At 71.2% G+C, this 13,862-nt stretch carries 8 protein-coding genes and 1 pseudogene; 8 read left to right on the top strand and 1 reads right to left on the bottom strand.

Going from position 1 to position 13,862, the window contains the following annotated elements:
- The first annotated feature begins 161 nt into the window (after positions 1-161).
- The 4 genes from P3T39_RS22990 to P3T39_RS22975 all read left to right on the top strand — a co-directional run bounded on the left by P3T39_RS22990 (position 162) and on the right by P3T39_RS22975 (position 4,160).
- Complete coding sequence (locus P3T39_RS22990) at positions 162-839, top strand: PadR family transcriptional regulator (RefSeq protein WP_280700417.1); 678 nt, start codon at positions 162-164, stop codon at positions 837-839.
- Positions 840-985: 146 nt separating this feature from the next.
- Positions 986-2,068, top strand: a complete 1,083-nt coding sequence (locus P3T39_RS22985) for an inositol-3-phosphate synthase (RefSeq protein ID WP_280700415.1) — start codon at positions 986-988, stop codon at positions 2,066-2,068.
- 206 nt (positions 2,069-2,274) lie between these two features.
- Positions 2,275-3,639: an MFS transporter gene (locus P3T39_RS22980; RefSeq protein ID WP_348534377.1), complete on the top strand. Its 1,365-nt coding sequence runs from the start codon at positions 2,275-2,277 to the stop codon at positions 3,637-3,639.
- 50 nt (positions 3,640-3,689) lie between these two features.
- Complete coding sequence (locus P3T39_RS22975) at positions 3,690-4,160, top strand: hypothetical protein (RefSeq protein ID WP_280700414.1); 471 nt, start codon at positions 3,690-3,692, stop codon at positions 4,158-4,160.
- Positions 4,161-4,236: 76 nt separating this feature from the next.
- Here P3T39_RS22975 and P3T39_RS22970 read toward each other — a convergent pair whose 3' ends face one another.
- Positions 4,237-5,658, bottom strand: coding sequence for a CCA tRNA nucleotidyltransferase (locus tag P3T39_RS22970; protein WP_280700477.1), 1,422 nt, complete (start codon positions 5,656-5,658; stop codon positions 4,237-4,239).
- Between the two features lie 438 nt (positions 5,659-6,096).
- Here P3T39_RS22970 and P3T39_RS22965 point away from each other — a divergent pair, with 438 nt between their 5' ends.
- The 4 genes and pseudogenes from P3T39_RS22965 to sigM all read left to right on the top strand — a co-directional run.
- Positions 6,097-8,544: a DUF6049 family protein gene (locus P3T39_RS22965; RefSeq protein WP_280700412.1), complete on the top strand. Its 2,448-nt coding sequence runs from the start codon at positions 6,097-6,099 to the stop codon at positions 8,542-8,544.
- A 45-nt stretch (positions 8,545-8,589) separates the two neighbouring features.
- Positions 8,590-10,857 (top strand): murein biosynthesis integral membrane protein MurJ, encoded by a 2,268-nt coding sequence (gene murJ / locus P3T39_RS22960; protein WP_280700409.1) that lies wholly within the window; start codon positions 8,590-8,592, stop codon positions 10,855-10,857.
- Positions 10,858-11,060: 203 nt separating this feature from the next.
- Positions 11,061-13,109, top strand: a complete 2,049-nt coding sequence (locus tag P3T39_RS22955; RefSeq protein ID WP_280700407.1) for a protein kinase family protein — start codon at positions 11,061-11,063, stop codon at positions 13,107-13,109.
- A gap of 83 nt (positions 13,110-13,192) precedes the next feature.
- Positions 13,193-13,813, top strand: a pseudogene (gene sigM / locus P3T39_RS22950) (RNA polymerase sigma factor SigM); the annotation flags it as partial.
- Between the last annotated feature and the right edge of the window lie 49 nt (positions 13,814-13,862).

The following is a 13,862-nucleotide window of genomic DNA, read 5'->3' as shown; positions in this document are numbered from 1 at the left end:
CGTCGGACTCCTGTGATCACATTCACCCGCGCCCCCCTTGCCCGTTTCGTGACCCAGGTTTACTGTTCTCGATATATCGAGCCGATACATCGGAGCGACACATCGACCCGGCACACCGGCCGGGTGGGTCGGGTGCACCGCGGGGAAGGAGGCAGGACGGCATGAGCAGGCGCTCTGGAGTGCTGGAGTTCGCCGTCCTCGGTCTGCTCCACGACGCCCCGATGCACGGTTACGAGCTGCGCAAGCGACTCAACGTGCTGCTCGGGTCGTTCCGTGCCTTCTCGTACGGCACGCTCTACCCCTGTCTCAAGAGCCTCGTCGCCCAGGGTTTCCTGGTCGAGGACAACCCGGACGTCGAGTACGTCCCGGCCACCGCGCTCAACGGCAAGCGGTCGAAGATCGTCTACCGGCTCTCCGGCGAGGGCAAGCAGCGCTTCGAGGAACTGCTCGCCGACACGGGTCCGGATGCCTGGGAGGACGAGCACTTCGGCGTGCGCTTCGCGTTCTTCGGCCAGACCGACCGCGCGGTGCGGATGCGCGTCCTGGAAGGGCGGCGCAGCCGGCTGGAGGAGCGGTTGGAGCGGATGCGCAGCTCGATCTCCCGCACCCGGGAGCGGTTCGACGACTACACGCTGGAACTCCAGCGGCACGGTCTCGAATCCGTGGAGCGGGAGGTCCGGTGGCTCAACGAGCTGATCGAGACCGAGCGGGCCACCCGGACCGGGCGGACCGGTGCGGGGGATACACAGACTTCGGACGGCCGTGGCCAGGAGGCCGGGTCCTCGGACCCGCCGAGGCCACCGCACGACCGCCCGGGGCGCTCCGGTCTGGAGCGCTGACCGCTGCGCAGGCCCGGTGCCGTGACAGGCCCGGGTGCGCAGCAGGTGTGGGCGCAGCGCGCGCCCGTCAGACAGTCATACAGAGATGAAATACGAGAACTGCCGGTTTTCCGGCGGGCCTCATGAGATCACAGGGAGCAACCGGAATGGGTTCGGTTCGCGTAGCCATCGTGGGCGTCGGTAACTGCGCCGCGTCGCTGGTGCAGGGTGTCGAGTACTACAAGGACGCCGACCCGGCCGGCAAGGTCCCCGGGCTGATGCACGTCCAGTTCGGCGACTACCACGTCAGTGACGTGGAGTTCGTCGCCGCGTTCGACGTCGATGCCAAGAAGGTCGGCTTCGACCTCGCCGACGCCATCGGCAACAGCGAGAACAACACCATCAAGATCTGCGACGTGCCGCCGACCGGCGTCACCGTGCAGCGTGGCCACACCCTCGACGGCCTGGGCAAGTACTACCTGGAGACCATCGAGGAGTCGGACGAGGCTCCGGTCGACGTCGTCCAGATCCTGAAGGACCGCCAGGTCGACGTCCTGGTCTGCTACCTGCCGGTGGGCTCCGAGGACGCGGCCAAGTTCTACGCCCAGTGCGCCATCGACGCCAAGGTCGCCTTCGTGAACGCCCTCCCGGTGTTCATCGCCGGCACCAAGGAGTGGGCGGACAAGTTCACCGAGGCCGGTGTGCCGATCGTCGGTGACGACATCAAGTCGCAGGTCGGCGCCACCATCACGCACCGCGTGATGGCGAAGCTCTTCGAGGACCGCGGTGTCATCCTCGAGCGCACCATGCAGCTGAACGTCGGCGGCAACATGGACTTCAAGAACATGCTGGAGCGCGAGCGCCTGGAGTCCAAGAAGATCTCCAAGACGCAGGCCGTCACCTCGCAGATCCGTGACCGTGAGCTGGGCGCCAAGAACGTCCACATCGGCCCGTCGGACTACGTCGCCTGGCTGGACGACCGCAAGTGGGCGTACGTCCGCCTCGAGGGCCGCGCCTTCGGTGACGTTCCGCTGAACCTGGAGTACAAGCTCGAGGTCTGGGACTCCCCGAACTCCGCCGGTGTCATCATCGACGCCGTCCGCGCCGCGAAGATCGCCAAGGACCGCGGCATCGGTGGCCCGATCCTGTCGGCCTCCTCCTACTTCATGAAGTCCCCGCCGGTTCAGTACTTCGACGACGAGGCCCGCGAGAACGTCGAGAAGTTCATCCGCGGCGAGGTCGAGCGCTGAGCGCAGCGAGGTTCGCGACTGTCGGAGCTGAGCGCTGAGCGCAGCGAGGTTCGCGACTGTCGGAGCTGAGCGCTGAAGCGCTGAGTGATCTCGTGATTTGCCGAGGGGCCCCGGTCTGACACCGGGGCCCCTCGGGCATCTTCCGGGAATCTGCCGAGCTGATGTTTCACGTGAAACAACGGCACCCGGCATGGCACCCTGGGCGAGTGGCCCTCACGGAGAACGGATGCACCTCGCACGGCGGCCCCCGTACCGCGCCCCGCACCACGCTGGTCGGGCTGCTCCGAGGCCGCGACTTCCGTCGGCTGCTGACGGCCCGTGTGCTCTCGCAGCTCTCCGACGGCGTGTTCCAGGTCTCGCTGGCCTCGTACGTGATCTTCTCGCCCGAGCGGCAGGCCAGCCCGGCCGACATCGCCTCGGTGCTCGCCGTCCTGCTGCTGCCGTTCTCGGTCGTCGGACCGTTCGCCGGGGTCATGCTCGACCGCTGGCGTCGACGGCAGGTGCTCCACCTGGGCAATCTGGCCCGCTGCGGACTCGGACTGATCACCGGCGGACTGCTGCTGGCGAAGGCGCCCGAGTGGCTCTTCCTCGCCGCCGCCCTGCTGGTGACCGCACTGAACCGCTTCATCCTGGCCGGGCTCTCCGCCGCCCTTCCCCGGGTGGTCGAGGTGGAGCAGCTGGTCACCGCCAACTCCCTCTCCCCCACCGCAGGCACCGTCGCCGCCGCCTGCGGTGGCGGCATCGGTTTCCTGGTCCACCAGGTCCTGCCGCCGGGCCCGCAGGCCGACGCCATCCTGGTGACGCTGGCCGCCCTGCTCTACCTCAGCGCCGCCGTGGCCGCCCACCGGATGGCTCCCGACCTGCTCGGCCCCGACCACCACCCCGACCGACCGGCCCTGCACCGGGCCCTCGGCCAGGCAGCACGCGAACTGGCCGACGGCGTAAGGCATCTGGTCCGCGACTGCCGTCCGGCCGTCCATGCGCTGGCCGCCGTCACGGTCTCCCGGTTCTGCTACGGGGTCCTGGTCGTGACCGTCCTCATGCTCTCCCGGTACTCCTTCAACGATCCCACCGACAGCACCGGCGGCATGGCCACCCTCGGCAAGGCCGTGGCCGTCTCGGCACTCGGTTTCCTCCTGGCCGCTCTGATCAGCCCCTGGTGCACCAGGCGGCTTGGGCTGACCGGATGGCTGACGGCCTGTGCGGCCTCGGCGGCCGTCTTCGTACCCGCGCTGGGGTTGTGGTTCACGGTCGGACCGAGCATGGCCGCCGCGCTGCTGCTCGGCGTGGTCACCCAGGGCACCAAGATCTGCGCCGACACTCTCGTCCAGGAGGCGGTCGAGGACGAGTACCGCGGCCGGGTCTTCGCCATCTACGACGTGCTGTTCAACGCCGCGTTCGTCGCCGCCGCCGGCGTCACGGCCCTGGTCCTGCCACTGGACGGCCGCTCGGTGGCCGTCGTCCTCGGCGTCGCCCTGGTCTACGCGCTCATCGCCGTCGGCTACGCCAGGGCCGCCCGGCGCGCTCCGGCGGCCGTGTTGAACGGTTCTGACGTCGCAACAACTCGCTAAGGTACGTCACGACCGTAGGACCGCGACCGCGCCTGCCCCGGGGGGACCCGATGAGCACACCGCCACCGAACCCGTACGGCCAGGAACCGCCGGACCAGCCCTCCCCGTACGGGTACCCGACCCACCGGCCGACGCCGCCACCGACGCCCCCGCCCGTGTCTGCTTCCGCCAGGCCCGAGCGGAGCCTGCGGCAGAAGCTGCGCCTGGCCGGAGCCGGGCTCGGCGCCGTCGTCCTGGTGGCCGGTTTCTTCATGTCGGGCAGCAACCCGGCCCGGGCCGAGGTCGGCGACTGCGTCGACGCCGTCGGCACCAACGACGTCAACAAGATCGCCTGCTCCGACCCCAAGGCCGACTACGTCGTTCTCAGCAAGTTCGGCAACACCCGCGACGTCGCCCGCTGCCGCGAGACTCCCGGCACCGCCTCGACGTTCTGGAGCAGCACCGGCCGCCGCTATCACCGGACCAAGTACGTCCTCTGTCTTGGCCCGATCCACGGCTCCCCGGCGACCGGGGCCTCCTGAGGCTGCGGCCGCCGGGAGCCCGGTACCCGGTCGGACCGTGACCCGTGCGTCGCTCCTTCGAGCTGCCGACGGCGCCTCAGTCCTGGGCCGCCCACCACTCCTTGAGCGCTGCGACGGCACTCTCGTGATCCATCGGGCCGTGCTCCAGGCGCAGCTCCAGCAGGTGCTTGTAGGCCTTGCCGACCTGCGGTCCCGGCTTGAGGCCGAGCAGCTCCATGATCTGGTTGCCGTCCAGTGCCGGGCGGATGGAGTCGAGCTCCTCCTGCTCCTTGAGCTGCACGATCCGCTCCTCCAGGGAGTCGTAGGTGCGCGACAGGGCGGCGGCCTTCTTGCGGTTGCGGGTGGTGCAGTCGGAGCGGGTCAGCTTGTGGAGGCGCTCCAGCAGCGGGCCGCCGTCGGTGACATAGCGCCGGACCGCCGAGTCGGTCCACTCGCCGCCGCCGTAGCCGTGGAAGCGCAGGTGCAGCTCGACCAGGCGCGAGACGTCCTCGGTGAGCTCCTTGGAGTACTTGAGCTCCCGCATCCGCTTGCGGGTCATCTTGGCGCCGACCATCTCGTGGTGGTGGAAGGACACCCGGCCGTCCGACTCGAAGCGGCGGGTGCGCGGCTTGCCGATGTCGTGCAGCAGCGCGGCCAGCCGCAGCGTGAGGTCCGGGCCTTCGGTCTCCAGCGCGACGGCCTGCTCCAGGACGGTCAGCGAGTGCTCGTAGACGTCCTTGTGCCGGTGGTGCTCGTCCCTCTCCAGGCGCAGTGCGGGCAGCTCCGGCAGGACGTGGTCGGCCAGGCCGGTGTCGACCAGCAGCCGCAGGCCCTTGATGGGGTGCTCCGACAGCAGCAGCTTGTTGAGCTCGCTCTGCACGCGCTCGGCGGAGACGATCCGGATCCGTTCGGCCATCGCGGTCATCGCCGCGACCACCTCGGGTGCCGGGGTGAAGTCCAGCTGGGCGGCGAAGCGGGCGGCCCGCATCATCCGCAGCGGGTCGTCGGAGAAGGACTCCTCGGGGGTCGCCGGGGTGCGCAGTACCCGGGCCTCCAGGTCGTCCAGGCCGTGGTGCGGGTCGACGAAGCCGCGCCCGGGCAGGTCCACGGCCATCGCGTTGACGGTGAAGTCCCGCCGGACGAGGTCCTGCTCGATGGTGTCGCCGTAGGTGACCTCGGGCTTGCGCGAGGTGCGGTCGTACGACTCCGAGCGGTAAGTGGTGATCTCGATCAGGAAGGACCCGGTCGGGGTGTCCTTGCGGGCGCCCACGGTGCCGAAGGCGATACCGACGTCCCAGACCGCGTCCGCCCAGCCGCGGACCAGTCTGAGCACCTGCTCGGGCCGGGCGTCGGTGGTGAAGTCGAGGTCGTTGCCGAGCCGTCCGAGCAGGGCGTCGCGCACCGAGCCGCCGACCAGGGCCAGCCGGTGGCCGGCCGACTGGAAGCGCCGGGCGATCTCGTCCGCGACCGGCGAGACCCGCAGCAGCTCCTGGAGGCCGAGGGTCTGGGCCTCGGTCAGCCCTGGGAGTCCGACGGGGGTGGCGGGGCTGGAATGATTGGTGCTGGGCTCATTGGCAGTGGACACGGCTCACAAGGGTACGTGCCCGACCTCCCCCGCTGCCTGTCCGTTTCCCGCCCGGCTCCGGTCGGGGCCCTCCTGCCCTCAGCTCCCGGCCCGCAACACTGCGGGCGCGGCGGCGTCGTTACCATGCCGGGGGGACGGTACGGGGCTACGGGGGCCCGGCCCGGCGTGGCCTGGGCTGTCTCGCAGGTGCACTGCCGAGCGGGGTGCGCCGCCCCGGTCCGAATGCTCCAGGGCTCCGGAGAAGGATCCGGAGATCAGGGGCCGAATCGGCCCACGACCGGAACCGTACGGCCATTCATGCGGTACCTATTCATGCAGTGACATTCGAGAACCACTGATCGCGACCGATCGAGAACGGCGAGGGCGAAGCGCGTGAGTGAGCCGGCACGGCACTCAGGGCTGAGGGCGTACGGATGCACCGGACGGGTGGCCAAGCGGCTCGCCGCGCTGCTGGCTGGCGGCGTCGCCCTGCTGGCCGCCGCCCCGCCCGCGGTGGCCGCCGCCCCCGGCCGCACCACCCTCTCGGCGGCCGCCATGGCTCCGGCGGTCTCCGCGGACTACCCGGCCGGCGTGACGATCGACACCGTCACGCCCACGGTGGCGGGGCAGAACGACACCGTCACGATCACCGGCCGGGTCACCAACTCCGGTGACTCCGGGCTCAAGGGGGCGCATGCCGCCGTCCGGCGCCCGGTGGGCGAGCGGCCGTTGAGCACCCGGAGCGACATCTCGCAGGTGGCCGGACGCACCACCCCCACCAGCCAGGACGGCATCGACCTGCCCGCCCCCCTCGCCGAGATGGGCAACATCGCCCCCGGCCAGACCCGCTCCTTCACCCTCCAGGTCAGCCCCTCCGACCTCAAGCTCAACAAGAGCGGGGTCTACGAGCTCGCGGTGGACGTCTGGGACCAGCAGGGCTCGCATGCGCTGGGCCTCGCCCGCACCTTCCTCCCGTACAGCGTGGACCCGATCGCCAAGGCGACCCAGGTCGCCACCCTGTGGCCGCTCACCCACGCACCCGAGCTGGTCGCCCAGACCATGCCCGACAACGACCAGGTGCCGGTCCTGCGCGACGACAGCCTGGCCACCGAACTCGCTTCCGGCGGAAGGCTGTTCAAGCTGGTCGACATCGGCGAGAAGCTGCCGGGACTGACCTGGGTGGTCGACCCCGATCTGCTGGACACCGTGTACGCGATGACCAAGCCGTACCGGGTGCAGAAGCCGGGCACCGCGGGTGAGTCCGCGAAGGACGACAACACCGTCCAGGGCACCGGCCGGGATGCCGCCGTCGCCTGGCTGGCCAAGCTCCGACAGGCCGTGACCACCGCGGGGACCCAGGTCGTCGCCCTCCCGTACGCCGATCCCGACCTCGCCTCGATCGCCCACAACGGCGCTCAGCTGGACGGTATGGACACCGCTCTGCGCAAGGCCGGCACCGCGGGCCAGGTCACCGCCGAGGGCCGGCTGTCGGTGGACGTCCGCGGCAACGTCGCCTGGCCCTACCAGGGTCAGCTGGACCAGCAGATCGTCGGCACCACCAGGACCGCCGGGGACAACCTCGTGCTGGTCGACAGCGCCAGCATGTCCGACTCGCTCAACTACACCCCGAACGCCGCCCGGCCGATCGGCGAGGGCCAGACGGCCGTGGTCGCCGACCACACCCTCTCGCAGCTGTTCGAAGGCGACCTGACCAGCGCCCAGGCCAGGACCGGCGCGACCCAGCGCTTCCTGGCCGAGACCCTGATGATCACCCAGCAGCAGCCGGACACCCAGCGCAACCTGCTGGTCATGCCGCCGCGCGACCTCACCGTCGGCACCGCGACCGCCCTCTCGGACGCGCTCACCGCCGCCCAGAAGGGCAACTGGGTCAACCAGGTCAAGCTGGAGACGGTGGCCACCGCCACCCCGGACCCGGAGGCCACCACCAGCGTCCAGCCCGCCGGCGACTACCCGAACGACCTGCGCGACTCCGAGCTCACCGGAAACTCCCTCAGCAAGACCATGGGCCTGGAGAGCCGCCTCGACCAGCTGCTGAAGATCCTCACCCAGCCGCAGCGGGTGCGCGGCCCGTTCAGTGCCGCCATGGTCCGCTCGATGTCCACCGAGTGGCGCGAGCAGGCCAAGGCCGCCAAGGCGTACCGGACGGGCACCCAGGACTACCTCGACAACCTGATCTCGGCGGTCAAGGTCCCGTCGAAGAAGGTGATCACCCTCGCAGGTGACAACGGCACCCTGCTGGTCAGCATCAAGAACGACCTCAACCAGTCCGTCGTCAACCTCAAGCTGCGCCTCACCTCCGGCCAGGTGAACCGTCTCAACGTCGGCCAGCCGGAGGACGTGGTACTGGACGCCACCACCAGCCGCACCCTGCGCTTCCCGGCCCAGGCCAAGGTCAACGGCCCGGTCCAGGTCACCGCGCAGCTGTGGACCACCGGAGCCGACCCGCAGCCGTACGGCGACCCGATGGTCTTCACCGTCCAGGTGACCTCGGTGACCCAGGGCGTGCTGTACGTCATCGGCGGCGGCGTGGTCCTGATCCTGCTCGCCGGGCTCCGCTTCTACCTGCAGCGCAAGAAGCGGGCCGCCGAGCCGGACACCGACGGCGAACCGGCCGGTCCCACCGGCCCCGATGAGCAGCCCGGCGGCGGTGAGCCGACCCAGGCCGGTACCCAGGCCGGTACCCAGGCCACCGCCCGGGAGATCGGCGAGGACACGGGCCGGAACACGAGCGAGGAAGAGAGCAAGGACGCCGACTCGGACCCGGCCGCGCCCGAAGATGCCCGGAATCGGACCTCGGGTGATGAGAAGGTTGGTCCCTGAGGCCGCCCCCACCGGGCGGCCGACCCCGACCAGCGATGAGGTGGCATGAGCGAGCGGAGCGAGGCGCGAGCACAGGGCCAGGGCCAGGGCGGTAGCCAGGCGCACGACCGCACCGCCGGTCCGGCGCCGACAGGCTCCTCCCAGCCCGCCGAACCCGCCACCGCGGACTGGTACGTGGCCGACACCTACGCCCAGGACCCGTACGCCGCCGACCCGTACGGCAGCAAGGCCGACCGGGACCCGTACCGCGTACGGAAACCCGCCGAGGTGCCCATTCCACCGCTGCCCCCGCAGCCCACCCACCGCCCCGAGCCGAGTCTGGCCGCTGCGGCCCCGCGCTGGGCCGCAGCGGCCGCCACCGACCTCCCCCAGGGGGCCGAGCCCGGCACGGCGGCGCCCGGGCCGCAGGGTTCGCCCTGGGACACCGAGACCACCGAGTACGTCGGTGTGGACGACCTGCTGAGCAAGACGGGCACCAAGGGCGGGGACGGCGGCCGGCAGCCCTTCGTCCCGGCCGTCGAGTTCGATCCGCCGCTCTCCGAAAAAGAGGCCAACCTCCAGGTCGCGGCCGTCCAGCTACCGCCTGCGGTCGAGACACCGGACGAGCCCGAGCCGAGCAGCGCCCCCGAAGGCCCGGCAGCGCCCGCCGTCGAGGGCACGGCCGGTGCCAACAGGGTCACGAGCCTGCTCAACTCCAGCGCGATCATGGCGGCCGGCACGCTGGTCTCCCGGGGGACCGGCTTCCTGCGCACCATGGTCATCGCCGCCGCGATCGGCGTCGGCACCATGGGCGACTCCTACAACGCCGCCAACACCCTGCCGACCCTGCTCTACATCCTGATCGGCGGCGGCGCGCTGAACGCCGTCTTCGTGCCCCAGCTGGTCCGCAGCATGAAGCACGACGAGGACGGCGGCACCGCCTACGCCAACCGCCTGCTCACCCTGGTGATGACCGGTCTGGCCGGGGTCGCCTTCGTGGCCGTGGTCGGCGCCCCGCTGCTGGTCCAGCTGATCTCGCACTCGCTGATGCAGGACCACTCCAGCGCCGACACCACGGTCGCCCTGGCCCGCTACTGCCTGCCGACCATCTTCTTCATGGGCATCCACGTGGTGATGGGGCAGATCCTCAACGCCCGCGGCCGCTTCGGCGCGATGATGTGGACCCCGGTCCTCAACAACATCGTGGTGATCTTCACCTTCGGGATGTACATCTGGGTCTTCGGCACCTTCGAGCACAGCGAGGTCACGCCGTCGAGCGTCACCCCCGAGGGCATCCGGCTGCTCGGCCTCGGGACACTGCTCGGCCTGGCCGTCCAGGCCCTGGCGATGATCCCTTACCTGCGGGCCTCGGGCTTCCGCTTCAGGCCCCGGTTCGACTGGCGCGGCCAGGGCCTCGGCAAGGCCGCCCGGCTGGCCAAGTGGACCTTCCTCTTCGTCCTCGCCAACCAGGCCGGCTACCTGGTCGTCACCCAGCTCGCCACCGCCGCGGGACGCGCCGCCGAATCCAAGGGCTACCTGGGCGTCGGACTGGCCGCGTACTCCAACGCCCTGCTGATCTGGCAGCTGCCGATGGCCGTGATCACCGTTTCGGTGATGAGTGCCGTCCTCCCCCGGCTCTCCCGCTCCGCCGCCGACCACGACCCCGGCGCCGTCCGCGACGACCTCTCGTACGGGCTGCGCACCTCGGCGGTGGCCATCGTCCCCGCCGCCTTCCTCTTCCTGGCCCTCGGCCCGGTGATCGGCGGCACCATCTACGGCCTCGGCAACGGGGGCTCGGTCGCCCACGGCACCACCGCAGTCGGCTTCATGCTCTCCGCCTTCGCGCTCGGCCTGATCCCCTACTCCGTCCAGTACGTGCTGCTGCGCGGCTTCTACGCGTACGAGGACACCCGCACGCCGTTCTCCAACACCGTCTGGGTCGCCGGCTGCCAGGCCGGTACGGCGGTGCTCTGCTATCTGCTGCTGCCCGCCCAGCTGGCGGTCACCGGTATGGCACTCGGCTACGGCGCCTCGTACGCGGTGGGTGTGGCCGTGGCGGTGCCAAAGCTCAAGGCCAGGATCGGCGGCCTGGACACCCCGCGGATCGCCAAGACCTACGTCCGCCTCGCCATCGCCTCGGTACCGGCCGCTGCCGTCGGGCTCGCGCTCAGCCTGCTGCTCCACGGCCTGACGGGCGGCTGGCTGGGCAGCGTCGTCACCCTGGCGGTGGCCGGCAGCGCCCAGCTGGCGGTCTTCGCGGTGGTCGCCAAACGGATGCGGATCGAAGAGCTCAACGCGATGGCCGGTATGGTGCGGAGCCGGCTCGGACGCTGACCTGACGTCAACCGTCGTGCTCACCGCCGGGCCAGAATGCCTTTCCGTACGGCGATGGGCAACCACCGGGCCCCCTCAGCGGTCGTACCGGGGAGGATGAGTGGGCACAATTGTCCTGGCACCACTCAGCCCCGACGGGCCGGGCCGGGCGGCCGACTTTCCGGGGACGTGAACCGGGCGCTACAAGGGGAGGCAGGACCACGGTGGCTGATGGCACCAAGGCAGTCGTCGACACGTCCGTGGCGGACGAGGCGGCACTGGCCATGGCACTCGGAGACATCCCGGGCGACACGCCGGACGAGCAGTCGGGAGACGCTCCGGACGACACTCCGGCGGCCTCGGTGGATGCTCCGGTACGCAAGGCCGCCAAGGGATCCGAGAGCGCAAAGGGCACCAAGGGCAAGGGCACCAAGGGCACCAAGGAGTCCGTGGCGGAGGCCGCCGAACCCACCGCCCCGCTCTCGTCCGCCGAGATCGCCGCCGAACTGGCGGCCGGAGCCGCCGCGCTGGCGGCCGCCGCGAAGCAGTCCGCCGAGCAGATGACCGCCGCGCCGAAGAAGACCGCCGCACCGGCGGAGACCAGCGCACCGGCCAAGTCTGCCGAGCCCGCCCCCGGGCCGGCTGCCGCGGCGAAGTCCCCTGCGGTCTCGGACGCCGGCAACGGATCACTTCCCAGCACCCTCCCCGCCCCGCTCCGGCACAGCGGCGACAAGATCGCCGACCGCTACCGGCTGGAGGAGTGCATCGGCCAGAGCGCGGCCTTCAGCAGCTGGCGCGCCGTCGACGAGAAGCTCCGCCGCGCCGTCGGCGTCCATCTGCTCGCCGCCGGGCACCAGCGGGCCAAGGACGTCCTCGCCGCCGCCAAGTCCGCCGCCCTGCTCGGCGACCCGCGCTTCGTCCAGGTCCTGGACGCGGTGCAGGAGGGCGAGCTGGTCTACGTCATCCGCGAGTGGCTCCCCGACGCCACCGACCTCGCCCAGCTGCTCGCCGCCGGCCCGATGGAGCCGTACGACGCGTACCAGATGGTCCGTCAGGTCACCGACGCCATCGCCGCCGCCCACCGGCGCGGCCAGGCCCATCTGCGTCTCACCCCCAGGTGCGTCCTGCGCACCGAGAGCGGCCAGTACCGGATCAACGGCATCGCCGTGGACGCCGCCCTGCGCGGTCTGTCGGCCGAGGACTCCGAGCTCACCGACACCCGTTCCATCGGCGCCCTGCTGTACGCCGCGCTGACCCACCGCTGGCCCTACCCCGAGGACCGCTACGACCTCCAGGGGCTTCCCAAGGGCCTCGGCTGCGTACCGCCGGACCAGGTCAAGGCGGGCGTCCACAAGGGGCTCTCCGAGCTCGCCGCACGGGCGCTCTGCGAGCAGCTGCCGCACAGCCTGGAGCCGATCACCAGCCCCGAGCAGCTGGCCAAGGCGGTCGCGCTGACGCCGAAGATCCGCCAGCCGGAGCCGCCGGCGCCACCCGCCTTCACCCCGCCCCGCTACAACGCCCCGCGTCCGGCTCAGCCGAACGGCGGCCAGGGCCGCCCAGGACAGCCCCCCGTCGGGCAGCCGCCGGGTGGTCACCAGCACGCGGTCCGGCACGCCCCGCCCCCGGCGCGGCGGAGCCGGATGCGCACGCTCGTCAAGTGGACCGCCTCACTGGTCGCGCTCGCCGCCATCGGCGTGGCGTCCTGGCAGCTCGTGAGCTCGCTGAACAGCACCACCGACACCGGTGACAAGGGATCGGTCACGACCTCGCCGAAGGCCGGCCAGAGCCCCTCGGCCCCGCCCGTGGTCAGCTCCGGCAACCCGATCACCATCAAGAACGCCTACCAGTTCAACGTCTTCGGCACCGGCCCGGAACACGAGGAAACGGCGGGCAACGCCATCGACAACAACCCCGCCACCACCTGGTCGACCTCCAGCTACAACGCCAACTTCCCCAGCCTCAAGCCGGGCACCGGTCTGATGATCGATCTTGGTTCGGCCCAGAAGGTCACCTCGGTGCACGTCAAGTTCGCCGGCGGCGACACCACGGCCGAGCTGCGGGCCGCTCCGAAGGACACCAGCGACACCCCGTCGGCGACCAAGAGCGGCTTCGACCTCTTCGGCGCGGCGCTCATCAGCGCCTCGGGCAGCGAGGTCGACCTCAGGCCCCAGCAGCCGCTGACCGCCCGATACCTCTTGATCTGGCTGACCAGCATCCCCAAGGATGGGGACCAGTACCGGGGCCAGATCGCCGAGATCAACGTCACCGGCTGACGTCCACGGCTCCGTGCACCAGGCCACGAAGTCGGACGGGGTCGGACGGGGCCGGGCAACCGAATCAGTCAGAGGGGGCAGGCATGAGCGAGGAGCCCTCCGACACCGAGTTGCTGGCGCGCCACTGCGCCGGTGACCCGGGGGCCTTCGGGACCCTCGTCCACCGCCACCGGGACCGGCTCTGGGCCGTCGCACTGCGCACCCTCGGCGACCGCGAGGAGGCCGCCGACGCCCTCCAGGACGCCCTGGTCTCCGCCTTCCGCGCCGCACACACCTTCCAGGGGCGGTCGGCCGTCACCACCTGGCTGCACCGGATCGTGGTCAACGCCTGTCTGGACCGGGCCCGCCGCGCCGCCAGCCGACGGGCCGGTTCGCTGGACGAGGAGCCGCAGCAGCTGGACACGCTGCTCGGCAGCGCCGAGCCGGCCGACGCCGTGGTCGTCCGCGCCGAGCTCCAGCGCGAGGTCACCGCCTCGCTGGCGACCCTCCCCCTCGAGCAGCGCGCCGCCCTCGTCCTGGTGGACATGCAGGGCTACAGCGTCGCCGAGGCCGCCGAACTCCTCGGGGTGCCGGTGGGCACGGTCAAGAGCCGCTGCGCCCGTGGCCGGGCCAGACTGCTGCCGCTCGTCCGGCATCTGCGAACGGCCGCGCCCAAGGCGGTGGCGCCCACCACCACCGGGCACCCGGCGCCGCCGCAGGCTGCTGCTCCCCACGCGCCTGCGCCCCACGCACCTGTCTCGCACGGGACCGGAG

The organism is Kitasatospora sp. GP82, assembly GCF_029892105.1.
Classification (GTDB): Bacteria; Actinomycetota; Actinomycetes; order Streptomycetales; family Streptomycetaceae; genus Kitasatospora.
Note: the sequence above shows the minus strand (reverse complement) of the source record. Positions and strands in the feature narration are given on the sequence as shown.